The 25,254-nt window shown below is 33.0% G+C and carries 20 protein-coding genes and 2 tRNA genes (1 of these 22 only partly in view); 12 read left to right on the top strand and 10 right to left on the bottom strand.

Features of this window, described 5'->3' with window-relative positions; all coding sequences use genetic code 11:
* A protein-coding gene (locus tag HM990_RS15020) for a helix-turn-helix domain-containing protein (RefSeq protein WP_317166913.1) crosses the window boundary here: on the top strand, positions 1 to 1,712 show its 3' portion. 721 nt of this gene lie to the left of the window's left edge; the window shows 1,712 of its 2,433 coding nt (coding positions 722-2,433); the start codon falls outside the window, past its left edge; it ends in the stop codon at positions 1,710 to 1,712.
* Positions 1,713 to 1,946: 234 nt separating this feature from the next.
* Here HM990_RS15020 and HM990_RS15015 read toward each other — a convergent pair whose 3' ends face one another.
* The 9 genes from HM990_RS15015 to HM990_RS14975 all read right to left on the bottom strand — a co-directional run bounded on the left by HM990_RS15015 (position 1,947) and on the right by HM990_RS14975 (position 14,957).
* Positions 1,947 to 3,473, bottom strand: a complete 1,527-nt coding sequence (locus HM990_RS15015; protein WP_178989901.1) for a T9SS type A sorting domain-containing protein — start codon at positions 3,471 to 3,473, stop codon at positions 1,947 to 1,949.
* Between the two features lie 145 nt (positions 3,474 to 3,618).
* Positions 3,619 to 4,194, bottom strand: a complete 576-nt coding sequence (locus HM990_RS15010; RefSeq protein ID WP_178989899.1) for a hypothetical protein — start codon at positions 4,192 to 4,194, stop codon at positions 3,619 to 3,621.
* Positions 4,195 to 4,276: 82 nt separating this feature from the next.
* The gene (locus HM990_RS15005) at positions 4,277 to 4,789 is read right to left on the bottom strand and encodes an outer membrane protein (protein ID WP_178989897.1); all 513 of its coding nucleotides are present in this window, start codon (positions 4,787 to 4,789) and stop codon (positions 4,277 to 4,279) included.
* Positions 4,790 to 4,822: 33 nt separating this feature from the next.
* On the bottom strand, positions 4,823 to 5,500 hold the full coding sequence (locus HM990_RS15000) for a hypothetical protein (protein ID WP_178989895.1): 678 nt from the start codon (positions 5,498 to 5,500) through the stop codon (positions 4,823 to 4,825).
* 96 nt (positions 5,501 to 5,596) lie between these two features.
* On the bottom strand, positions 5,597 to 6,148 hold the full coding sequence (locus tag HM990_RS14995; protein WP_178989893.1) for a hypothetical protein: 552 nt from the start codon (positions 6,146 to 6,148) through the stop codon (positions 5,597 to 5,599).
* A gap of 71 nt (positions 6,149 to 6,219) precedes the next feature.
* The gene (locus HM990_RS14990) at positions 6,220 to 6,552 is read right to left on the bottom strand and encodes a hypothetical protein (protein WP_178989891.1); all 333 of its coding nucleotides are present in this window, start codon (positions 6,550 to 6,552) and stop codon (positions 6,220 to 6,222) included.
* 519 nt (positions 6,553 to 7,071) lie between these two features.
* Complete coding sequence (locus HM990_RS14985) at positions 7,072 to 9,357, bottom strand: response regulator (RefSeq protein WP_178989889.1); 2,286 nt, start codon at positions 9,355 to 9,357, stop codon at positions 7,072 to 7,074.
* Positions 9,358 to 9,743: 386 nt separating this feature from the next.
* Positions 9,744 to 13,649: a hybrid sensor histidine kinase/response regulator transcription factor gene (locus HM990_RS14980; RefSeq protein WP_229719276.1), complete on the bottom strand. Its 3,906-nt coding sequence runs from the start codon at positions 13,647 to 13,649 to the stop codon at positions 9,744 to 9,746.
* A 165-nt stretch (positions 13,650 to 13,814) separates the two neighbouring features.
* Positions 13,815 to 14,957, bottom strand: coding sequence for an acyl-CoA dehydrogenase (locus tag HM990_RS14975; protein ID WP_178989887.1), 1,143 nt, complete (start codon positions 14,955 to 14,957; stop codon positions 13,815 to 13,817).
* A 90-nt stretch (positions 14,958 to 15,047) separates the two neighbouring features.
* Here HM990_RS14975 and HM990_RS14970 point away from each other — a divergent pair, with 90 nt between their 5' ends.
* From HM990_RS14970 to HM990_RS14940, 7 genes are all read left to right on the top strand, one after another.
* The gene (locus HM990_RS14970; protein ID WP_178989885.1) at positions 15,048 to 16,121 is read left to right on the top strand and encodes an anhydro-N-acetylmuramic acid kinase; all 1,074 of its coding nucleotides are present in this window, start codon (positions 15,048 to 15,050) and stop codon (positions 16,119 to 16,121) included.
* Between the two features lie 62 nt (positions 16,122 to 16,183).
* Complete coding sequence (locus tag HM990_RS14965; protein ID WP_178992013.1) at positions 16,184 to 17,410, top strand: Glu/Leu/Phe/Val dehydrogenase dimerization domain-containing protein; 1,227 nt, start codon at positions 16,184 to 16,186, stop codon at positions 17,408 to 17,410.
* Positions 17,411 to 17,416: 6 nt separating this feature from the next.
* Positions 17,417 to 18,808, top strand: a complete 1,392-nt coding sequence (gene nhaD / locus HM990_RS14960; protein ID WP_178989883.1) for a sodium:proton antiporter NhaD — start codon at positions 17,417 to 17,419, stop codon at positions 18,806 to 18,808.
* Positions 18,809 to 19,081: 273 nt separating this feature from the next.
* Positions 19,082 to 19,777, top strand: coding sequence for a MotA/TolQ/ExbB proton channel family protein (locus HM990_RS14955; RefSeq protein WP_178989880.1), 696 nt, complete (start codon positions 19,082 to 19,084; stop codon positions 19,775 to 19,777).
* Positions 19,778 to 19,781: 4 nt separating this feature from the next.
* Complete coding sequence (locus HM990_RS14950; RefSeq protein WP_178989878.1) at positions 19,782 to 20,174, top strand: ExbD/TolR family protein; 393 nt, start codon at positions 19,782 to 19,784, stop codon at positions 20,172 to 20,174.
* A 77-nt stretch (positions 20,175 to 20,251) separates the two neighbouring features.
* Positions 20,252 to 21,148, top strand: a complete 897-nt coding sequence (locus HM990_RS14945) for an energy transducer TonB (RefSeq protein WP_178989877.1) — start codon at positions 20,252 to 20,254, stop codon at positions 21,146 to 21,148.
* A 3-nt stretch (positions 21,149 to 21,151) separates the two neighbouring features.
* Positions 21,152 to 22,369: a bifunctional folylpolyglutamate synthase/dihydrofolate synthase gene (locus HM990_RS14940; protein ID WP_178989875.1), complete on the top strand. Its 1,218-nt coding sequence runs from the start codon at positions 21,152 to 21,154 to the stop codon at positions 22,367 to 22,369.
* Here the strand turns inward: HM990_RS14940 and HM990_RS14935 are convergent.
* Complete coding sequence (locus tag HM990_RS14935) at positions 22,366 to 23,856, bottom strand: hypothetical protein (protein ID WP_178989874.1); 1,491 nt, start codon at positions 23,854 to 23,856, stop codon at positions 22,366 to 22,368. The genes HM990_RS14940 and HM990_RS14935 overlap by 4 nt on opposite strands.
* Before the next feature lie 254 nt (positions 23,857 to 24,110).
* Here HM990_RS14935 and HM990_RS14930 point away from each other — a divergent pair.
* The 4 genes from HM990_RS14930 (at position 24,111) to HM990_RS14915 (ending at position 25,254) form a co-directional block, all read left to right on the top strand.
* Positions 24,111 to 24,185 (top strand) — tRNA-Val (locus tag HM990_RS14930).
* Between the two features lie 39 nt (positions 24,186 to 24,224).
* Positions 24,225 to 24,476 (top strand): GIY-YIG nuclease family protein, encoded by a 252-nt coding sequence (locus HM990_RS14925; protein WP_178989872.1) that lies wholly within the window; start codon positions 24,225 to 24,227, stop codon positions 24,474 to 24,476.
* Between the two features lie 29 nt (positions 24,477 to 24,505).
* Positions 24,506 to 24,580 (top strand) — tRNA-Val (locus HM990_RS14920).
* 275 nt (positions 24,581 to 24,855) lie between these two features.
* On the top strand, positions 24,856 to 25,254 hold the full coding sequence (locus HM990_RS14915) for a VOC family protein (RefSeq protein WP_178989870.1): 399 nt from the start codon (positions 24,856 to 24,858) through the stop codon (positions 25,252 to 25,254).

The following is a 25,254-nucleotide window of genomic DNA, read 5'->3' as shown; positions in this document are numbered from 1 at the left end:
AAGCGCGTCAATCAAACAAACAAGAATTAGAAAAATTAGATAGTAAAGAATACATCTATAGAGCTAAAATAGAAGGTAATTTTCCTGAACATTCCTATCCCAATAAAGATGAACTAAAATTAAAAGTTGGGGCGCAAGTCATGTTTATTAAAAATGATAGTTCACCTGAAAAGCGTTATTTCAATGGTAAAATTGGTAAAGTCATTTTATTAGAAAAGGACGAAGTCATTGTGAATTGTCCTGATGACGATTTTAATATCGTCACTAAATTAGAAACTTGGGAGAACATAAAATATACTGTGGATTCTGAAACAAAAGCTATAACAGAAGACAAAATTGGAAGCTATTCTCAAATCCCTTTGCGCTTAGCATGGTCTATTACTATACATAAAAGTCAAGGTTTAACTTTTGAAAAGGCTATAATTGATGCCCAAGGTGCTTTTGCACACGGCCAAACATATGTCGCTCTAAGTCGTTGTAAGTCCTTAGAAGGACTAGTATTAAAGAATAGAATTGAACCTCATCAGATAATTAGTGATCAAAATGTTTCTGAATTCAATAAAAATAGTGAAGCTAATCAACCGAATGAAGCTATTTTACAACAATCTAAACGTGAGTTTCAACTTAATTTAATTTCTGAGGTCTTCCATTTTTATAAGTTTCTATATCCAGCAGGAAGAATTTTGGATATCTATTATAAAAATAGAGGTAGTATTGAAGGAACGATAGAGCAGCCAATTAACAAAATTAAGGATAGTATAGCTAATTTGCTAAAAATCAGTAATAGTTTCAAATCTCAATTGCAGACTTTAGTTGGTGAAAACGAAATTCCTAAAAATAATGCTTTAGTCCAAGAGAGGTTTACAAAAGCCGTTTCCTATTTTAAAGAACAGACAAAATCAACAATAGTTTCTCCATTAAATGACCTCAGTTTTGCAACTGACAATAAAGCTATACAACAAGATATTGAAAAACAATTAGACGCTTTGGAAGAATTGATAGAAACTAAGTTATCGTATTTTGAAGGTTTAAAAGAGGGTTTTGAAACTGATAAGTACTTAGAATTAAGAGCTCAATCTGTTTTCTTAGGAAAGGAGAAACCAAAAAAACAACGAAAAACTGTTGTAGATGGTACAACTAACGTTGAACTATTCGAATTATTAAGAGAACTCAGAAATGACATAGCAAAACGTGAAGATTTAATACATTACCAAATTTTTACGCAAAAATCGCTATATGCAATTTGTGAAACTCTACCAACAACAAAAGCAGGGCTAAGTCAGATACATGGCATGGGTAAAACCCGAATTGAAAAATACGGTACGGATATATTAAAGGTAATTTTAGATTATTGTGACGAGAACAATATTGAACCTTCTAATCAAAAACAAGTTGTTGAAGAATTCAAACCTAAAAAGAAAAAGGAAGACACTAAGAAAATTTCTTTAAAGTTATATAAAGCTGGTAAAACAATAGATCAGATAGCATTTGAGCGAGAATTAAACACTCATACCATCTTTGGACATCTAGCAAGTTTTATTACTACAAATGAGGTTGAAATTACCGATTTGATGTCTATAGATCATTATAATGAATTAAAGAAAATCATTCCGACTAAAACCTTTGAAAACCTTTCAGATTTGAAGCATCAAATTGATGATAAATACTCTTACGGTGAAATAAGATTAGTATTGCAAGAATTAGAAAATTAGTTGTTTCTAATTATTGTGTTGACTTATCACGATTCTTACGACAAAAAGATTAAAAGTTGTAGTTCATATTATTAATATTTCAATTTTTAGTTAATTTCAATTTAGTAGGCATGATATTTTATCTAATCCGCATTCTCTTCCTAAAAGGTCTGCAGTATTAGCGATTGTATTTTTTTCTTATAGTATATTTTTTGATTTCTAAAATAGTTTTTTCTTGGCTAGCCTCTAAGACTTTTAGTTTTTTATTACTTTCTTAAAAATATTTCCCTTATCAGTTTTTAATTCAAATAAATACATGCCAGACGCATAACCATTTAAGTTCATTTCTTTCTTTGTTGATGTTGTAATATGCTCTCCTAAAATTGAATAAACAGTTATAGATTCTATGTTTGCGTTTGAGTTTATCAAAACTCTATCCGATGTTGGATTAGGGTAAATATGAAAGCTAATAGTGTTTATATTGGTCTCTATACTTAATGTTTCGGGTTCTAGTTTGACTACAAAAAAATCATAGAGTCCATGGTTTCCAGAACCATTAGAATTAGATCGACCAGCAACAATATAACCGCCATCTGCTGTTAATCCTATGGCAGTACCCATATCATTACTATTACCCCCTATACATTTTTGCCATAATAGCGTACCGGTAGAATTGAGTTTAATTACCCAATAATCATAAAAACTTCCAGATCCGTTTCCACTTACGTCACCATCGTTAGAATTGGTTTGACCAGTCATAATATAACCACCATCTACTGTTTCTTCTATATCAATACCAATATCCTCACTAGTTCCACCAAACGTATTTTGCCACTGCATAATACCTAAAGCATCTAACTTAAGTACCCAAAAATCTTGTCCTCCTTGATTATTAGTTAAATCCCCATCATATGACTGTGAAGTTCCTGCAACTATATAGCCACCATCTGATGTTTGTTTAATAGAGCGACCATAATCCGCAAGGGTGCCACCAAAACTATAGTCCCATTCTACCTCAGACAATGCATTTAATTTAAGCACTCTTGCATCTTGATTATAAGTATTATCATTATTTTGAAATGATGTATATCCGGTTACAATAACACCACCATCGCTAGTTGTTACTACAGAATATCCTTGAGCACTTCCAAAAGTTGTATTAGACCAACTACTGGCTAAATTACCATTGGCATCTAACTTAACAAGCCATAAACCTCCACTTATTCCTCCAGCACCTCCAATAAACCCAGTAACTATGTAACCACCATCAGGGGTTTGCTTAACATCATGTCCTCTTTCTCCTGGTGGAGATCCAAATTTATGACCCCATTCCATATCTCCGGTACTATTTGTTTTTATTATAACTATGTCGTCGTAGCCGTTACCCAAGTTTTCGCCTAAAAAATCATTGGAATCAGACATACCTGTAATAATGTATCCTCCATCTGAAGTTTGACGAATAGCATAAGCTTCATCAGTGCCACTACCTCCAATACTTTTGTCCCATTCGAGGTTGCCCAAACTATTAATTTTAATTATCCATATATCACCACCTCCTATTTGTGTAGTTACATCACCGTTTGATGAAAAGGTAGCACCTGCAACAATATATCCACCATCGACTGTTTGTTGAATAGATCTTGCTACATCATTGCCAGTGCCGCCAAAAGATTTTTGCCAACTTATTTCTGGTTGGCCAAAGATTATGTTTACTAAGCATAAAATAAAAAGCGTACAAAGTATTTTTATGGAATCTAATTTATGTGTATGTATGACTTTCATATAACGTTGATTTTAAATTTTATTAGAAAGCAAAATTGAAGCAATTGTTAAATTAACTTTTTTTGAATCATTTCCTCGTTTTCATATAGGTTGAAGACTTAGTGTTTAAATATTACTTTATAATTAAAACTGTAATTGACTTTCTTTATCTGCATTGTTGATCTGAATTTCTTTCGTAAACTCCAAAATTTAAGTCAAACGGAAAAGCTTCTAAATCTCCAGAGGAAAGTTCATGGATGATTCCTGTAATCGATCCATATAAATAGTTTCCTGTCAGTGTAAGCTCAACATTAAAAGTAGTGGGAACAGCAAAACTATACGTGTATTCGTCAAAGTTAGTCCCGAGGATGTCAATTTCTGTTTCATAATTTTCGTTGGTTTGAATAGCATCAAGGTCATAGTAGCCATTTACTGTTATGGTTTCGCCTTCCACAGGAATAAACCCTTCAGATAGGGCTATAGTGATATGTTCTTCTCCACTATTTGCATCAGCTAATTCATAAAGGTTAATTTGTAGAGGAACGGTTCCAAATGTTCCATCGAATTCGTAATATCCTTTGTTGTACGATGGAAGAACGTCATAATCACCTCCTGAGAAGTTCCAGTAACATCCTCCTACATCATCTACGTCGTTACTGTCTTCATCCTTGCTGCAACCAAATTGCAAGACTACCGTAAGGTACAAAGCGGTAAATAAAATTTTTTTTAATAAATATTTCATGATTTTTAATGTTATATTATGTTATTATTTCCTTTTGTGACAAAATTTAAGGTGATACTTTGTGATCGATAAATTTTACCATCTAAATATTAAACTTTACTCCAGCTGCTATAACAAGTTGCCCTTCATCTATAATTACATATTTTAATTCAGCAAATGGTATAAAATTACTGCCTAAGCTAAAGTTAGCACCACCACCAATGTTAAGTCCAAATCTTCCATCGCTTGAGCTATAATTATTGCCTAAGAAATTGTTGCCGTCGTATGAGGCTTTTACACTCGAATAATTGAGTCCAGCAATGCCATAGACATCAATATTTTCTTCATTTAAAAAATAATAGTTGGCGTTTGCATTGACTTCAAACCAATTGATTTTTATACCACTTTCATCTTTTGGTAAATAGTATATAAAAGATGGCGAAACGGTAAGTTTTTCCATTATTGGAAATTCAGCATTTGCACCGATACCTATATTTTTGATTTCAGTACCATAAGCCAAAAGGCCTCCTATTTTGGTTTCTGTTTGTGCCGTGGCAATAAATGTGCATCCTATGTAAAATGCTACTATTACTAGTATTAAGTTGATTTTCTTCATAATTGTTTTGTTTTATTATTAAAAATGCTTGTGTTATTCTGCTTGTACGTTATATTCAAATTCACCAGTTACGTTATGTAGTAATACCTCGGGCGTTAAGATGCCATCAGTAAATGCTTTAAAATAGGCTTGTCCCTCAAAACTCCCCTTAATATTTGCTATGGTGACTATACCCAAACTGTTGAGGGTTTCTTCATACTCTGTTATGGTCACTCCTATGGCTTTGGAATACAAAGAAGTGATCAAATCATTATCACTGTCACCATCACTATCGTAGAAGGCGAAATCATTTCCAAATAATAACTTCATATTAAAAATTGGTTCATCTGTAATTATTCCAGTGGTTCCTGTTTCAATTTCACCTAGTGCAAATTCTCCTGTAGAGTTAGGTGCTGTTATATAAACCTCAAAATAGTTATCTTCTGTTTCGTGCCTTGAAAACCCCAAACTGGCAACCTGCATGGTTCCTTCTGGTGTATCTTGATCGTAAACATGACCTAATACTATGATGTTATTGGTTGATGTACGCTCTGAATCTGCAATGATAAACGTGTCATTCACGGCACTTCCAGTAACGCTATAGGTTATGTAGTTGCCTTGTGATTGTGGCTCATCATTTTGGTCTTCACTGTCATTACTACTACATGTCCATAAACTACAGACTATATATAGTCCGAAAATTATCTGTGATATGTGTTTTAACTTTTTCATGATGATTTTAAGTTTATTTAATTATTAAAAGCTATGAATATAAACCTTGCTATAGCTGTACAGAATTAAAAGTTTTTATATGGAAAAGGACTTTTATTAGTGGATCTCAAATTCACCACTGATTTGATGAACATCAGCCTCAACTAAATTAGATCTATAGAATGATCCAGAAAATGTACCTTTGCAATGAGTTACGGTATTTCCATTTATTTCTAGTTCTGTAATAGTTACAGTCACATCTTTTTCAGAGAAATTGTCTTCTAAAGTTGATAATACTAAGCTTACACCTAAATCACTATTTACACCGACTTGATGAACAAAGTTATAGGAGCCAATTTCTGGTGGAGCTACCAATATAAAGTGTGATTCTGAAAATGATTTGCCGACATATACTTGAATTTGATCTTCAGAAAGGTCTGGGTCATCATCTGTATCATAGTAAAAACCAAGAGAGCCAAATTCATCATCGCTATCCCTATAATTATAATTGCCTTCTGTAATTGGACCTGTAATACTAAATTCTGCATAAGACACCATAGTATCTCCATTATCTCCGTTATCACCATTGCTATCATCACTACTACAATTAAATAATGATACACATAAGAGTAATGTGAAAATGCTTTTGATTTTTGATAAAGTTTTCATTTTATTTTTGTTTTAAAATGTTAGAATTTATTTAGTGGACCAACAAATTGTGGGATATGATCAATAGGTTTTCAATCAAAATCTTGAGAACAATCTAAGTCTGTCCAGCCTTGGGCTGCATCTTGTAAATCTGAATATTGCGAAGGCACCAAAGCACAATTATCAATAGCATCTATAAAATCTAGTGCTACATTTTTTAAATTATTACAGGTTTGCTCATTGGGATCTGTTTGAAAAGCAGAGAGAGCATTAGAGTAATCTGTGGAAGCGCTTGCGAGCTGATTACAAAACACATCAGGATTTCCACTGTCATCGGTAGAGCAACCTATGGTCGTTAATACCATAGGAAACATTAATACTAATACAAATGTTTTTAATGCATAATTTGAAATTTTAGTTTTCATTTTTATTGGTTTTAAGTTTATAAATAATTGATACTATTTTGATTTTTTTTAAAATTGTACATTTAATTTTTGAATATATTTTGAGCAGAAAATATATTCATACATATAAATTCAGTTTTTCAATTTTCACGGGTTCTTTTTCATTGATAGTGTTTATAATTTCCATAATCCACATAGAGCGCAAAATAAAAATCCCTACGATGTTGATTATCCGACCCAGAATGGAATCACCCTAAAAATACTGATGGCTTCATGGTGCCGTTTTATTAATTTTAATAGATTTAACAACACTGTTTTTTATTATAATCTTTATAAAATATTCTCCAGATTTTAAGTGATCTAAATTGATGAATATGTTCTCTGGTTTTTTATTAAGCTTGTTACTTTTTGATAACATTTAGCACTTTTTATAATCGACAAATAGATTGTTTGTTAATCTTAATACTACAATATTAGAAAGTTGCGTTGTAATGGGATTTCAATTATGTAACAAAGTATTGTACTTATGTAACACTGGTGTTAACTGGCATGTTTAGAGGCTTTTAAAGTGTATTCTGTAGGTGTGCAATTGTAAATTGACTTAAAAGTTCGAATAAAATAGGAAGATGTATTAAACCCTGTTTGGTACGCAATTTCGGAAATTGTATTATCCGTTTTTTCTAACAAGGTCACAGCGACTTTCATGCGTTCTTTTTTTATAAATTCTGTGGTAGATAAACCTGTAAGGGATTTTAATTTTCGGTGTAGTTGCATTCTGCTCATCAACATTAACTCGCTTAATTGTTGTGATGTAAAATCTGGTTGAAGGATATTTTCTTTTACAGCTTCTTTGAGGTTTTGAAAAAATTGATCGTCTGTATTGGAAACCGTTAGATTATGAAAATCAAGTGCATTGTTTTTACTGTAAAAGTTGTGAAGTGCTTTTCTGTTGGCTATTATTTGTTGTACTCTTATTTTAAGCTTTTCAACATTAAAAGGTTTTGTAACATAAGCATCTGCTCCAGATGTTAGCCCTTTTATTTCATTTTTGTCTCCAGATTTTGCAGTTAATAAAATAATTGGAATATGGCTGGTTTTTACATCATTTTTTAATGTATTGCACATGTCTATGCCGTCTAATATAGGCATCATAATATCGCTGATGATAATATCTGGAATAAGCTTCAAAGCTTTAGTCATGCCTTCCTTGCCATTACAAGCTTCACTAATTTGGTATTCGTCTTTAAAAATTGAATGGATAAAAGATCTTATATCTTTATCATCTTCAACCACTAGTAATATTGGTTTTTGGTTATGCTCTAAACCAGTTAATTCTATATTTTTGTCTGAGTAGATGGGTTCTTCAAGTATAGTTTCAAAAATTGGCTGCTCAGAAATTTCAGAAGTCCTAAAGTATGCGCGTTCCAGTGGCAAGGTTACTGTAAACTGAATTTCATCGGTATTCATAGTATGCGCAATAATATTACCGTGAGATAAAATAGCTAATTCTTTTACTAATGATAGTCCTATGCCAACGCCTTCATTGTACTTGCTGTTTTGATAGTAGCGTTGAAATAATTTTGGCAGCTCTTCAGCTTTTAAGTGGTTCCCATTGTTAATAATGGAAATTGTTAAAAATCCCTCATTCAAATTGGCATTAAACGAAATGGAACCATTTTGAGGTGTATATTTCACGGCATTAGAAAGTAAATTGGAAATTATTTTTTCAACCACATCAGAGTCAAACCAAACATCTTTCATCACATCAATATCAAAAGTAAAATTGATGTTTTTTTCAAGAGCTTTATAATCAAAAGCGGTAACCAATTGTTTTAGTAATACCGACAAGTTTCCTTGTGGCACAGTAAGTTTTAAATTTCCAGATTCTAGTTTGGAAAGGTCTAATAATTGATTCACTAGGTTTATCAGTCGCTTTGAGTTTCTTTTAATAAGGTTGAGTTGCTTTTTGTCATCTTCAGAAATGTTTGGTTTTGCCAGTTGAGTGTCAATAGGACCTGAAATGAGCGTTAATGGTGTTTTGAACTCGTGCGAAATATTATTGTAAAGCTTGGTTTTGAACTCATCTAATTTTTTGATTTTATCTTTTTCAATCTCAATTAAATTAAACTTGTAGCCTAGACCAAGTGAAAGACAGAGCATCTCAAGAAACACGCCCAATTGCGACGCATTGAAGCCATAAAATCCAAATAAATTATAGGCATCTACACCTTGAGTATAAACAGCTTCTGAAGCTGAGTATAAACCTACAATGGTTAAAACAATGAGAAATACATTACTGATCAAAATGTAATACCTTAGTTTAGACTTAATAACCATAAAGGCCCTAATCACAGCATAGATAGAATACAAATGCAGCGGTATAAAAATTAAGGATTGATATTTTATTAATATTTCGGAATCCTTGGTAATCAATAAATATAAAAATGTAGTTGCAGATAAGACATACATCAGTTTAGTGAACAGGTCGATTTCTTTAGAAAACTTTAAGTGAAAGGTTTTAATTTCCGCAAAAACATTGATAAATTTTACATAGATACCAGTTAGCAAAAACAACAGTGGCAATAAAAAACTTAACTCTAAATCAACGTTGTCTGTAAATAATCTAAGCTCTAGCATTAAGTCTATTTTCATAAAAAAATAAATGGCGAATAAGAGCGAATAAATGCCATAAAGTAAATAATCTTTTTTCTTCACCTGTATATAAACCAATAGCATATACAAACCAATAAAGACAAATGCTCCTTGAAATAGAAACGTTGTAATTAGAGCTTTTATAGCGTCAGTATTTTGGAATAAATCATTCATACATTTTGGATATCAGGCTTAAAAAAAGAAAAGGGAATAAAATACTAACTCCTCGTTTTTGTATTATTCCCCTTTCTCACAACTGATTAATAGCGTCTTTAATATTATTTAGTGATCTTGATAGATTTGATAACTTTATTGTTTAGTAGAATTTCAAGTTGATAGGTTCCTTTTTTTAAGTGGTCTATACTGAGATATATTTTATCGTCTTTTGATTTGTCTTTAAGGGGATTTTCCATCTCAAAATTCTACCTGTTGTTTTATGTGTCAGTAAAATTATAGGGATGACTTTAAATTGCATATCAATTATGTTTCAAAACATGTAACAGGTGTTACATTATTTATATTGATCAATGATAATCAGTATTTTAAAACTTTGGAAGTACTTACGAATGAAATTCGCTAGGTGTCGTATTATAGCTTTCCTTAAAGCATTTTATAAAATAGGAAGGAGAATTAAAGCCTACTTGATAGGCAATTTCAGAAACTGTAGCGTCTGAATTTTTTAATAATTCAGTAGAAAGCTTTAAACGTTGCGTACGTATAAGTTCGGTTGTACTCATGCCAAAAATAGCTTTCAGTTTTCTATGGAGTTGTGTTCTGCTGATCAGTAAATGTTCACTAAATTTTTCACTGGTAAAATCAGATTCTGTGAGGTGTTTGTCTAAAACCTCTTTTACATTATTCAGAAAATTATTTTCAGTAGAGGTGATTGCAAATTCTGGTGTGATGTTAAAATCTTTACTAAAGTGTTTTTGTAGTTGCTTTCTGTTTTCAATGAGTTTCTCAACTCTTAACTTTAAATTTTCACTATTAAAAGGTTTGGTTACATAAGCATCAGCTCCAGTTTTAAGTCCTGCAATTTCATTTTCATTACCCACTTTTGCGGTTAACAAAATGATCGGTATATGACTTGTGATTTCGTCATATTTTAGGGTATTGCACAATTCAATACCATCTTTTTTTGGCATCATAATATCACTAATAATTAGGTCTGGCATATGTTTGTATGCTTTTTCTATGCCAGATTTACCATTGCTAGCCTCAATTATTTTATAATCGTTTTTGAAATTGGAAATGATAAAAGCACGAATATCCAGTTCATCCTCAATAATCAATAAGGTTGTTTTATCAGAAGCATCGGTTTCTAAGTCCTTTTGTTCTGTTTCGTTCTCAATTTTTATAGTGTTTTGAACTATGTCTTCATCACTAAAGGCATCTTTATTAATTGGAAGTGTTACTGTAAACTGAATCTTGGTATCATCAATATTATTGGCAATTACGGAGCCTTTGGACAACGTTACTAAATCCCGAACTAAAGCCAAACCAACACCAACACCATCAGATAGTTCATTATCTTGATAGAACCGCTGAAATAACATACTCAAATCTTTTTTTCCAACCCGATCGCTAGTATTCACAATAGATAACACCAATACTTGGTCTTGTTTAGTGGCATCAAAAATGATGTCGCTTTCATTCGGTGCATACTTTACAGCATTAGATAATAAGTTTGATGTCACTTTTTCAATAATATCCTTATCAAACCATACCTGCTGTATATCTTGAATGTTAGTTTTTATTTTAATATTTTTCTGATTCGCCTTATACTGAAATGCACTAACAATCTGTTTTAAAAGTACTGACATATTACCTTTGGAAACCTTCAGTTTTATTTCACCAGAATCAAGCATCGACAGGTCTAACATTTGATCTACCAACATTACCAGCCTGTCAGCATTTCTTTTTATCAATTGAAGCTCTTTTTTATCGCTTTTAGAAAGTTCTGGTTTAGACAATTGATTATCTACTGGGCCAGAGATTAATGTTAGAGGTGTTCTAAATTCATGCGAAATATTGGTGTATAATTTAGTTTTGAATTGATCTAACTTTTTAAGACGTTCGGTTTCTTCGTGTTCAAATTGAAGTTGGAGTTTCATTTGCCAACGCCATTTTAAATACCAATAAAGAGCTAATGCAGATAATAACCCAAGAATTAAATATATAATTCTTGCCAGAGTGGTCGCATACCAAGGTTGTTTTATAGTAAAGGCGTAAGTTGCAGGTGTAAGGTTCCATACACCATCGTAATTACTAGAAATCACTTTAAAGGTATAGTCGTTTGGTGGAAGATTGGTATAATGGGCTGTGTTATTGTTTTCGGCATTAATCCAATGGTCGTCGTAATTTACCAACTGGTATTTATATAAGTTACGCTCTGGTTGCGAAAAATGTAAGCTGGAAAATGTAAAGGTTATGGTGTTTTCATTGAATTTATAGGCAACGTTTTGTTTTAACGGTTGTTCTTCAGTAAATACTTCAAAATTTGTGATAATTGTTTTAGGCTTTATGGTATTAAATGTCAATTGATTGGGATGAAACCAATTAAGTCCTTCTAGTCCACCAAAATATAAGTTCCCATTGTTGTCTCGGTAATAGGCTCCTGTATTAAATTCCAACGCTTGTAAGCCATCGTAATTACTATAATTTTCAAATTTGTTTTCATCTTGGTTAGTGAATTTACTTATCCCATAATTTGTACTTAGCCATAGATTTCCATTATTATCTGGTAAAATGCCATAAATTACATTGTTGGGTAAACCCTCTGCTTTGGTATAAGTTTTTAATGAATCGGTTTTTGTATTGTATTTTTTTAACCCTTTACCATTGGTGCCTATCCAAAGAATAGCATTGTCGTAATACAATGATTTTATCTTACTGTTTATGGTTTTAATATTGATTATGCTATCTATTTTTGAATTCAACTTGTACAGACCATTATCTTCACTTCCAATCCACAACTCATTATTTTCTCCATAGGTTACAGTCTTAATATCGTTGGTAGTTAATAAAGAATTACTGGTATTGAATTGTTTTAAAATGCCTTTGTTTATGTCAAATAATATAATGCCATTGCGCTCAGTGCAAAGCCAACTTTGTTCGTTGTTTTTTTTAACGATTCGCCAAATGGTGTGGTTGGCTATATGGGGAAATGAGGTGTAGTTTCCATTGTCATCTCTAATATTTAGACCAAATCCTTGATGTCCAATCCATAGTTTATTGTCATTATTAAGCAGGCTAATAATTCTATCACTAGCTAAAGGCGAATTATTTGTTGTGAAGGTTTTATGTTCTTTTGTTTCAAAGTTAATGTAGGTCAGACCTTTACCAGAAGTGCCAATCCATATATTATCATCTTTATCAGTACTAATACTTCGTACAACATCGACATTTACCGTTTTAGGAACTTGATTATTGGTCAACACATTAAACTTTATAAGATGTGCGTCATAATAATTGGCTCCTGCTCCGTCGGTACCCAACCAAATGATATTAGTAACATCCTCATATAAACATAATATGTCATTATATTGAATGGCAAACGGGTTGTCCTTATTAGCCGTAAAATTTGTGAGATTGTTATTTTGTGTGTCTAATATGTATGCACCATTGCCATAAGTAGCAATCCATAATCTATTTTCTTTATCGATAAGGAGGTCTTCTATATTTAAGTCGTGCGGAAGTTTAGGGTGCTGATATTTTATAAATGAAGTTGATTTGTGGTCTTTATAATATAAACCTTGACCAAAAGTGCCTATCCATAGGTTTCCGTTTTTATCTGTTTCAAGTGTGCTGAAGTTAGCATTATTATGAGTATCTATAATGATTTCTTTATAGGAATTATTAGCCTTAAACTCATAGACCGAACCTGATGCGGCAACAATTAAAGCGTTATTAATTTCAGTAAAATCATAAATAGTTCTTTGCTTGTCTTTTTCATTTAGAATTTGAAGCGTGTCTTTGGTGATAGCATCAATTTTGAATAATCCTTCACCATAAGTGCCTACATAGGTGTTTAAATTCTTATCTTGAAATATGGAACTAATATTTTTTAAGGTTGTAATAGGTTTAAAGTCATCCTTTATTGAATTGTAAAGCTCTAATTTTCCAGAATTGGTAATAATCCACAACCGGTTTTGTTTATCATTATAAATCTTACCAAGTCTGCTAAACGTTGGTCTGGTGATATCTTCAAATTGTTTGTCGTAATGCTCAAAACTTCTACCGTTATATTTATTCAAACCATCTTGAGTAGCAAGCCATAAATAACCAATACTATCTTGAGCAATACTAATAACGCTATTTTGGGATAAACCGTCGTTTATGGAAAGAGAATTAAATGCAAATGGCTTTTGGTTTACCGATTCTTGTGCTTTTATAAAAAACTGAGAAGACATCGATAAACAAATAAAAAGTAAGTAGCTTAATATGTTGTAACGTGCTGAAGCCATAAACTAATTTATAGTTTCTTAAACTCTATTTAAAAGGGGAGATTTATTAAATGCTATTACTAAATATAGTAAAATTTGATGTTTTAACTCAGAAAATAGAGATATTTCATAAAAAAAACCCATCAATTATTTTGATGGGTTTTAACAATCTTGAATGACTTAGTCTTATTCTTTTATCACTCCTCTAGAAATTACAATTTTCTGAATCTCTGAAGTCCCTTCATAAATCTGGGTAATTTTTGCATCACGCATTAAACGTTCTACGTGGTATTCTTTCACAAAACCATTGCCACCATGGATCTGTACGGCTTCAACAGTATGTTCCATAGCCACTTTACTTGCATATAGTTTTGCCATGGCACTAGACATATCGTAATTATTATCTTGATCTTTGTCCCAAGCCGCTTTCATAACTAACATTCTAGCAGCTTCAATATCAGTATGCATATCAGCTAATTTGAAGGCAATCGCTTGATGATTACAAATCTCGGTACCAAATGCCTTTCGTTCTTTAGAATATTTTAATGACAGTTCATAAGCACCTGAGGCAATTCCTAGGGCTTGAGCAGCAATACCAATCCGTCCGCCAGAAAGTGTTTTCATGGCAAATCTAAACCCAAAGCCATCTTCACCAATTCTATTTGCTTTTGGCACTTTTACATCGTTAAATTGAAGCGTGTGCGTATCGCTTCCTCTAATGCCGAGTTTATCTTCTTTAGGTCCAATATCAAAACCTGGCATTCCTTTTTCGAGTATAAAGGCATTGATACCATGAGACCCTTTATGTTTATCGGTTTGGGCAATAACCAAATAAACTTCTGCACGTCCACCATTGGTAATCCAGTTTTTTGTACCATTCAAAATATAATGATCGCCTTTGTCAATGGCAGTCGTTCTTTGGGAAGTAGCATCGCTACCAGCTTCTGGCTCACTTAAACAAAAGGCACCAATACATTCACCTGTAGCTAGTTTGGTTAAATATTTTTCTTTTTGCTCGTCATTTCCATAAGCTTCAAGACCATAACAAACTAAGGAATTGTTTACAGACACCATGACAGAAGCAGAAGCATCAATTTTCGATAGCTCTTCCATAATTAACACATATGAAATAGCATCCATACCGCTTCCTCCATATTTTGGGTCTACCATGATACCCATAAATCCTAATTCGCCCATCTTGCGTACTAATTCATCAGGGAAAGTTTGTGAATTATCACGTTCTATAACACCTGGAAGTAATTCATTTTGTGCAAAATCTCGCGCGGCATCACGAATCATTAAATGTTCTTCTGTTAAACTAAAGTCCATATACTATAATATTGTTGATTTCTTAAAAATTTCATGCAAAGATAACTGTTTCTTGTGGTATTTTCAATAAGTAATATTATTTTTACTAATATGATAAAACCTGAATACAATATTCTTGCTTTAATGTCTGGCACATCGTTGGACGGCATAGATATCATTTACGTTAGTTTTTCTTATGACAGCCAATGGGAATTCAAAATTCATAAAGCTGAGACCGTAAAATATCCAAAGCAATGGCAATCGATTTTAAGTCAATTGGTAAAGATGCCAATGCATCAATTAAAACAAGTTGATTTGGAATATTCTGAATATTTGGCAACCGTAATTTTAGATTTTATAAATAAAAACACAATCAAAATAATTGATTTCATTGCTTCCCATGGTCACACAGCATTGCACCAACCAGAAAACGGTTTAACTTATCAAATCGGGAATCAACAAATTTTATCGGACAAATTAAAGCATAAAGTTATCTGTGATTTTAGAGTTCAAGATGTGAATTTTGGTGGGCAAGGAGCACCTTTGGTACCCATTGGTGACCGGTTATTATTTAGTAACTATGATTACTGTCTCAATCTTGGCGGCTTTGCTAATATTTCTTTCGAGTCGAACGATGAAAGAATCGCTTTCGATATTTGTCCGGTTAATATTGTCTTGAATCATTATGTGTCAAAAATAAACTTGGAATATGACAATAAAGGTCAGCTGGCTTCAACAGGAAAAGTAAATCACGACTTACTAGATCAACTTAACAAACTGCAATTTTATAAAGACCAACCCCCAAAATCTTTAGGATTGGAGTGGGTAGAACTGAATATATTCCCATTAATTGATTCCTATAAACTTCAAATTAAAGAGGTATTAAGAACGTATCTTGAACATATTGCTATTCAAATTTCAGAAATATTATCGCAAGAGAATTCAAAAGTTTTGGTCACAGGTGGTGGAGTTTTTAATGAGTTTTTAATGCAACGCATTCAACATTTTTCAAATTCTGAGGTAATTATTCCTGATAATGAAATCGTTGAATTTAAAGAAGCCTTAATTTTTGGACTTTTGGGAGTATTAAAAGCAAGAAATGAGATTAATTGTTTAAAGAGCGTAACAGGTGCAGAACGAAATCATTCTTCTGGAAAAATATTAATTCCGAAAATTAATTATTAATTCACTTTTTAGGCTTTAGAGTTTTTTATATTTGTTACGAGAATTTAAACCAACAAGAATTGATAAAAGATTTACTTCAGAAATACGAAAACAAATCTCCAGAAATCGTATTTCATTGGAACGACCCAGAAACTGATGCAGAGGGTTGGACAGTAATTAATTCATTACGAGGTGGAGCCGCAGGAGGTGGCACACGAATGCGCAAAGGGTTAGATCAAAATGAAGTTTTATCACTTGCCAAAACCATGGAAGTGAAATTTACAGTTTCTGGTCCAGCTATTGGTGGTGCAAAATCTGGAATCAACTTTGATCCGCAAGATTCTCGAAAAAAAGGCGTTTTAGAACGTTGGTATGCAGCAGTTTCTCCTTTGTTGAAAAGTTATTATGGAACAGGAGGTGACTTAAACGTTGATGAAATTCATGAGGTGATTCCAATCACAGAGGAAAGTGGTGTTTGGCATCCTCAAGAAGGTGTTTTCGAAGGCCATTTTAAACCTACTATAGCCGATAAAATCAATAGAATTGGTCAATTAAGACAGGGCGTTATTAAGGTCATTGAAAATCCAGACTATTCTCCAGATGTGAGTAGAAAATATACCGTTGCAGATATGATTACAGGATTTGGAGTCGCAACCGCAGCAAAACACTTTTACGATATTAATGGGAGTTCCGTAAAAGGAAAACGCGTAGTTGTTCAAGGTTTTGGAAATGTAGGTGCGGCAGCTGCTTTTTATTTTGCTCAAATGGGAGCTAATATTGTTGGTATTATTGATAAAGCTGGAGGGCTAATAAATAAGGATGGATTTTCTTTTGAAGAAATAACGGATTTATACCTTCATAAAAACGGAAATACTTTAGTGGCGAAAAATTTAATCCCGTTTGAAGACATCAATCAAAAAATATGGTCTTTACAAACCGAAGTATTTGCACCTTGCGCAGCATCACGATTGGTGACCCAGGATCAAATAGATAAAATGATATCCACAGGCTTGGAGGTAATTACCTGTGGTGCAAATGTTCCTTTTGCAGATAAGGAAATTTTCTTTGGTTCTATCATGGAGTATACAGACCAGAAAGTGAGCTTAATACCAGACTTTATTTCAAACTGTGGTATGGCAAGAGTTTTTGCATATTTTATGGAGCGTAAAGTATTGATGACGGACGAAGCTATATTTAAAGATACCTCCAAAGTTATCAGAAAAGCATTAAAAGAAGTACATAATAATAATCCAACAAAAATAGGCATTAGCGAAACCGCTTTTGAAATTGCCTTAAGACAACTAATTTAATTTACCATGGAAACAGTAATAATTCTTGTATTCGTTTTTGGCTATTTGGCTATAACTTTAGAGCATAATATTAAAATCGATAAACTAATTCCAGCATTGGTAATGATGGCCATAAGTTGGGCATTAATTTCATTAGGAATTGATGGTTTTACCCAATGGTTCGATTCTGGAAATCATAACCTGATGGAAAATTTTGGGCTGCTTGGGCATGAAGAAAAAATGCACCTTATGGAAGAAACCTTACTTCACCATTTGGGTAAAACAGCGGAAATTCTGGTATTCTTATTAGGTGCCATGACCATTGTGGAAATAATTGATTATTTTGATGGCTTTTCTACCATTAAAAACGCTGTAAATTTTAACAGTAGAAGGAAATTGCTATGGATGTTTGCAATTCTAGCATTTATTCTATCTGCAATTATAGATAACTTAACTGCAACCATTGTTTTAATCTCAATCCTTCAAAAAATAGTAAAAGAAAGAGATGTAAGAATCTGGTATGCAGGTTTAATTATTATTGCGGCGAACGCTGGTGGTGCTTGGTCTCCGATTGGTGATGTGACTACGACTATGTTATGGATTGGCGACAAAGTCTCCACGGGTAAATTATTTGTTTACTTATTTATTCCATCATTGTTATGTATGGTGGTGCCAACATTTATTGCTTCACTTTTAAAACCTTTTAAAGGAACTTTAGAATTGCAAGAATCCGACGGTAAACCCAAGAATAAATTTAGTTCTACTATGCTGTTTTTAGGACTTGGAGCTATTATTTTTGTTCCCATATTTAAAGTAATTACACATTTGCCTCCATATGTTGGGATGATGCTTTCGTTAGGCGTTGTGGCGATATTTGCCGAAATTTACAGTAATTCAAAATTTGCAATTTCAGAAGTCGTTTCAGAAGAGCACGCAGCTCATGCTAGCCATAGTCCTGTACACCATTCTTTATCTAAAATCGAATTGCCAAGTATCTTGTTTTTCTTGGGAATATTAATGGCTGTAGCTGCTTTGGAATCTTTAGGGATTTTATTCGGATTTGCAGGATCACTGCAAGAAACCATGCCAATGTTAGGGACAGAGTTTCATCATGAAGGTGTATCGGATTTAGTGGTATTATTACTAGGTGTTGGATCGGCTGTTATTGATAATGTACCTTTGGTCGCAGCAAGTTTGGGAATGTTCTCAGAACCTATGGATAATGAGCTTTGGCATTTCATTGCTTATTCCGCAGGAACAGGAGGAAGCATGTTAATCATTGGTTCTGCTGCAGGTGTTGTAGCTATGGGCATGGAAAAAATTGATTTCTTTTGGTACTTAAAGAAAATATCTTGGTTGGCATTAGTTGGTTTTTTAGCTGGTGCAGCTGCCTTTATGGTAACAAGATCCATTTTTTGAAATAGGAATTAAGTGTTCGATTAAAAGTGTTTTAATTTCTGAAACCTTAGTTAAGTATTTGGTTTTAAAAGTTTTTTAAAAATAAAAAAAGAAAAATTTTGAATTAAAACAAAGGTGCTTGTCACTTAGTTAGAATCAAGTCTTGGTTCTAATGTCTAACAGCGAAGCGGTCTTATGTCTTTTATCGGAGTAAAATAAATTGAAATAACATATATACTTAAGCCAAAAACTTAACGTTATAACAACAGCAACTTAAAAATTAAATATTTTAGTATGATAGCATTAAGTACTATTCAAGATGAAGTAGACGTTTTAACCGATGGGGAATCGGTTGAAAAAACCTTGTCTATAATTGAATTGATTACAAGTGGAGGAACGTCAGGAATTGTGATTATTCTCATTTTATTCCTACTCTTAATTTTAGCCATTTACATTTATTTTGAGCGTATTTTTGCCATAAAAGCGGCATCTAAGGTCGATTCAAATTTTATGAATCAAATAAAGGATCATGTGAGTAACGGTAAAATAGATTCGGCTCAAATGTTATGTGCTCAGCAAAACTCACCTGTGTCAAGATTAATTGCCAAAGGCATTACCAGAATAGGGAAACCGCTAGAAGATATCAATACAGCCATTGAAAATGCTGGTCGATTGGAAATTTATAATCTTGAAAAAAACGTTAGCGTTTTAGCGACCATTTCTGGAGTCGCACCAATGATCGGTTTCTTAGGAACTGTAGTTGGGATGATTATTTCTATTTTCGAATTGGCAAATGCAGGTGGAACGATTCAGATGGATGTGCTTGCAAGTGGATTATATACAGCCATGACTACAACTGTCGGTGGACTTATTGTTGGTATTATCGCTTATGTGGCTTATAACCATGTTGTCGGACGTACTAACAAAGTCGTTTACCAAATGGAAGCGAATTCCATTGAATTTTTAGATCACTTAAACGAACCAATCTAATTTTATGAATATTAGAGGACGAAATAAAGTAACACCAGAATTCAACTTCGCGTCAATGACGGATATTGTATTCTTGTTACTCATCTTTTTTATGATAGCGTCAACATTGGTAAGTACAAATGCTATTGATATTATATTGCCAAAAGCAAGTGGTAAGACCGAGAATAAAAAGTCAACAGCTGTAAGTATCAAAAAAGATTTGACCTATTATATCGATCAGAAACGAGTTGGTGAAAGTGTTTTAGAAACACAGTTATTATCTATATTATCGAATCAAGAATCGCCAACTATAGTATTACGAGCCGAAAAATCGGTACCTGTAGAAAATGTAGTGAAGGTCATGGATATTGCCAATCGAAATAAATTTAAAGTGATTTTGGCTGTTCAACCGAATTAAGCGGTATCATTTTTGAATAAGTACTATGACCTATCAGGTTTTTCAAACCTAGCAGGTCTAAATCAATAAAAATTAAAGTGAAATACTTAGAAACCAAACACGAACGTAACTCTGCAAGAATCACAGTACTTATTACTGTGATCCTGCTGTTATTGTTATTTGTAGTTGGTCCTAATTATATGGATCCACCTGAAGAATACGGTGTAGCCGTAAACTTTGGAACTACGGATTTTGGTAGTGGAAACAAACCCTTAAGTGAACCACGAAAAGCCGTTGAAGATAAAATTGTTGAAGAAAGTGCTGTCGAAGAAGTGCAACCAGAAGAGTCGCAAGTCACGCCAACAGAAGCTGCTACCAAAGCAGAAGAGGTAATGACACAAGATAATGCTGAAGACATCGCCATAAAAAAGCAAAAAGAAGCGGAGGCGAAAGCCAAAGCTGCAGAAGCCAAAGCCAAGGCCGAAGCTAAAGCTGCAGCAGAAAAAGTAGAGCGCGAAAAACGCGAAGCAGAAGAGAAGAAACGTCAAGAAGAAGCAGAGAAAAGGAAAAAACTGGACAATCTAATTGGAGGCGTTAAAAATGCCGAAGGCAATACAGATGGAGGCGAAGGACCAGATAGTCAAGGCGGCAATAAAGGCCAGTTAGATGGCGACCCCTATGCGCCAAGTTATTTTGGTGGTTCTGGACCGGGAAAAGGTGGTGTTGGCTATGGTTTAGGTGGTCGTGGTAAACCATCACGCCAAATATTTCAGCAGGATTGTAATGAATATGGTTTAGTTGTCGTTCAGATTAAAGTCAACCGACAAGGAAAAGTTATAAGTGCAGAACCTGGTATTAAAGGTACTACCAATAAACATCCATGTTTATTAGAACCAGCAAAAAAAATTGCCATGTCCCATAAATGGCCTTCAGATCCTGATGCACCAACAACCCAAGTTGGTTTTGTGAGTATTAATTTTGATGTAGGTCAATAACCCATGAATTATTTAGATACCGTTAATTGGATGTTTCAACAGCTTCCAATGTATCAGAATAAAGGCAACTCCGCTTTTAAAAAGGACTTAACCAATACCGTAAATTTAGCGAAACACCTCAATCATCCTGAAGGTAAATTCAAATCCATTCATGTTGCTGGCACCAATGGAAAAGGCTCTACAAGCCACATGTTGGCTTCTGTATTGCAAGAAGCAGGTTATAAAATTGGGCTATATACCTCACCACACTTAAAAGATTTCAGGGAACGCATTCGCATTAATGGAAACGTCATAACTAAGCAAGCTGTTATTGGTTTCATCAAACAAAATAAAACGTTTTTAGAAACCAATCAATTGTCGTTTTTTGAAATGACCGTTGGTATGGCATTCGATTATTTTGCAAAACAAAAGGTGGATGTTGCTGTGATTGAAGTCGGTTTGGGAGGACGATTGGATTCTACGAATATCATTACACCAGAGTTATCAATTATTACAAATATTGGTTTCGACCACGTTCAAATGTTAGGCGATACGCTTCAGAAGATTGCTGGAGAAAAAGCAGGAATCATTAAAAAGAATATTCCGGTTGTCATTGGGGAAACACAACCTGAAACTGAAAAGGTCTTTCGAAACAAAGCACAAGAAACACAATCTGATATTTATTTTGCAGATGAAATGATAAAGGACATATTGGAAAGTGACCTAAAAGGAGCTTATCAAATACATAATATTAAAACTGTTTTGCAATCCGTAAATATCTTAAGGACTAAAGGCTTTAAAATTTCAAATAAAGCCTTAAAAACTGGACTTTTAAATGTGGTGAAAAATACAGGTTTACAAGGACGATGGCAGATTCTGAGTAACGAACCTAAGATTATCTGCGATACAGCGCATAACAAGGAGGGCTTAAGTTATGTGTTGAATCAAATTAAAAATGAAACCTATAATCAGCTTCATATCGTTTTTGGAGTTGTAAATGATAAGGATTTAGGTTCAATAATTCCCATGCTTCCTAAAGAGGCTATTTATTATTTCTGTAAACCAAATGTACAACGTGGATTGGAGGCGGAAACATTAAGGCTTGCATTCGAAAATCATCAATTATCAGGAGCATCTTTCTATAGTGTTTCTGAAGCTTTATCCCAAGCAAAATCCAATGCAAAGCTTAACGATTTAATCTATGTTGGAGGCAGTACTTTTGTCGTGGCAGAAGTCATTTAATTAGCATATTTTCTGTAATAAGCTCTGTATAGATTGTCAAGGCTCAATTTGGTGAGTTCAATGTCATCAGTGGTTTCAATATTTTTCATTGGGATAGTGTTGTCATTTCTACTGGTGATAGTGTCAGTAGGCATTACGCTTATTTCAGAAATCGTTTCTCTACCAATTTTGCGCAGCCTATAAATATCTGAAATACGCGTATGTGCTCTAAATTGTGAAAATTTAGATGTTGTAAAACTATTGCCACTATAGAAAAGTATGGAATCTAATGGATTAAGCGATACAAAAATAGTTCTGTCTTTCGGAATATAAATAGATTCATCTTTGCCATTAATCAACTTAAATACAATCAGATCAGAACCTGTTTTGTTTTTAATTTTTACATCTAAACCTTTTGATATAATTGTATCGTTATTTAGTATGTTAAAGGTTTTAGGATATGGGTTAGAGAAAGGTATAATTTCTGCTTTGTCAGGTATAGAGGCAATTTCTTGGGTTCTATGGGTTATTCGTTTTAAGGAATAATAAAATCTGATGCGATTGTCATAGGTGGTTCTTGCTTTTTTTGTACTCGAGTTTTCTATTTGAGATAATTCGGATTCTTGATTTGAGTGCTGTATTTTATTAAAAGTTAATATAGATAGAATAACTGCAATAGTGGTAATTCCAAAAATAAGTATCAAACTACTGCTTTGAAATGAATGTTTGCCTGTGTCTATTTCTGTTTCCGAAGAATAATTGTACGCATATTCTTTTGCATTTTCAGCAGTATTGTCAATGAATAGTTTAGTAGCAACATCATCAATCTGGCTTTTTTGAAAAGCCACTTGAGCTTGAGAGACAAACCTAAATAATGGATCTTTAGAATTTATTTCAAATTGTTCAAATACTTCGGTAATGGTGTCGTAAAGCTTTATAAGTTCGCCTTTGAAGTAAGGTTCGTATAAATTAAGAATTTCATAAAAATGATAGCTTTTTATGTAATTAATGTTTCGTTCTGGATTTTCGATATGATTCTTGCCTAAATCGATTATGGCATAATTGACTTTATTCGTGAGTAAACTTTTAATATCCTTTTCACAGGCATAAGAAAATAAAGCAGATTGACCTAGAATATAAAATAGCAGCTTCAATTCATTTTTGTCAATTAAATGGTGAATTAGTTCAGGAAGTATATGTTTTATATAGGGTTCTATGAAAAGCTTAAAACCACTTAAATAGTTAATATGTTCAATAGACAGTTCAATTTTATATTTTTTTAATTGATGAAATTTCTTAAAAAACAAGTCCTTTAGCCAAGGATTTTCTTCTATTGTTATATGATATGATCGTGAAACGGCATCTTGCAAACCACTTAGTATTGTGGTTTTATTTTCTAAATCAAGTGCGTCTACTTCATGTATAATTTCTTTAAGTTTATATGGAGATAAATTTATAAGTTCTTCAATAGTTAGATTAAGGTTGTCTATATAGGAGTAATATTTCAATAGGATTCTGTTTGATACTAATATATCAAAATTGTAGAAATTTGATTGTAATATAATGCCTTTTGTAGTCTAATTTTTGAAACGATAAATTCATGAATAAAAATTTTATTTTTTTTGTAAAAAACCTTTTGAGATATTAAAAACTAGTCTATATTTGCAATCCAATTTAGAGGGCGCGTAGCTCAGTTGGATCAGAGCATCCCGATTTCATCGGGAGGGTCAGGTTTACCGAAACCTGTTTTATAAAAAAAATCGGGCGCATAGCTCAGTTGGTTCAGAGCACTTGGTTTACACCCAAGGGGTCGGGAGTTCGAATCTCTCTGCGCCCACAAAGGCTTCCTTCAAAAGGAAGCCTTTCATGTTTTGATATGAAATTTTACACATATATTTTATTTTCAGAGCAACTAAACAGATATTATGTTGGGTCAACCATTGAAGTAGATGGTAGATTGGAACGACATTTATCGAGTAAGAAGGGGTATACTGCCAAAGCCAAGGATTGGGAAATAAAATATTATGAGACTTACAATACTCGATCAGAAGCTGTAAAAAGTGAGTTGCAAATTAAAAAATGGAAAAGTCGTAATATGATTCAAAAGCTCATTAATGGTGTGCAATAAATCTAATTTGAAGACAATGTTAAAATAAAGGGTCATTAACTCAGTTGGTTCAGAGTGTTACCTTGACAGGGTAGAAGTCGCCAGTTCGAATCTGGCATGACCCACAACAAGAAAAAAATCTATGCATATGCGTAGATTTTTTTGTTTACAAAACACGCTATAAAAAAACTTGCGTTTAAGCCCTAATTAACAATACACTTAGATATGAGTCTCACTTTTACACTTTTACAGAATCTAAACGATTGGCTTTACAGTCTAATTTCTTAAAACCTTTTTTCAAAAAGGAAATGAGCAATAAAAAGTTTTAAAACAGCTAAGGTGTAATGGTTGATTATTTTAAATTGAAGTTCAGAAATAATTGAATTAAAAATTTAAAATTATGAAAATACAAGCCTATTTATCGTTTAGAGGAAACTGTCAAGAAGCATTAGATTATTATAGTGAATTGTTTGATGCTGAAATAATAAATCGACAAACCTATGAAGATAAAAAAATAGATGTTCCTTCCTCTTATAGAAATAAATTACAACATGCCGAACTGAAAGGAAAAAATATGCACTTTATGGCATATGATGTTTCGCCAGATACACCTCTCAATAACGGAAATCAAATCCATATGAGTATTGCCGTAACTGATAATACAGAAGGCAAAAATTTGTTCGAATCCTTATCAAAAGGAGGCCAAATACATCATAATTATAGAGAAAGAGAATGGGGTTATTTTGGGCGTTGTACAGATAAATACGGCATTGGATGGATGGTAAATTATAATCAATAA

It is taken from the genome of Winogradskyella schleiferi (genome assembly GCF_013394655.1).
Taxonomy (GTDB): Bacteria; Bacteroidota; Bacteroidia; order Flavobacteriales; family Flavobacteriaceae; genus Winogradskyella; species Winogradskyella schleiferi.
This window is presented reverse-complemented; position numbering and strand designations above follow the sequence as displayed.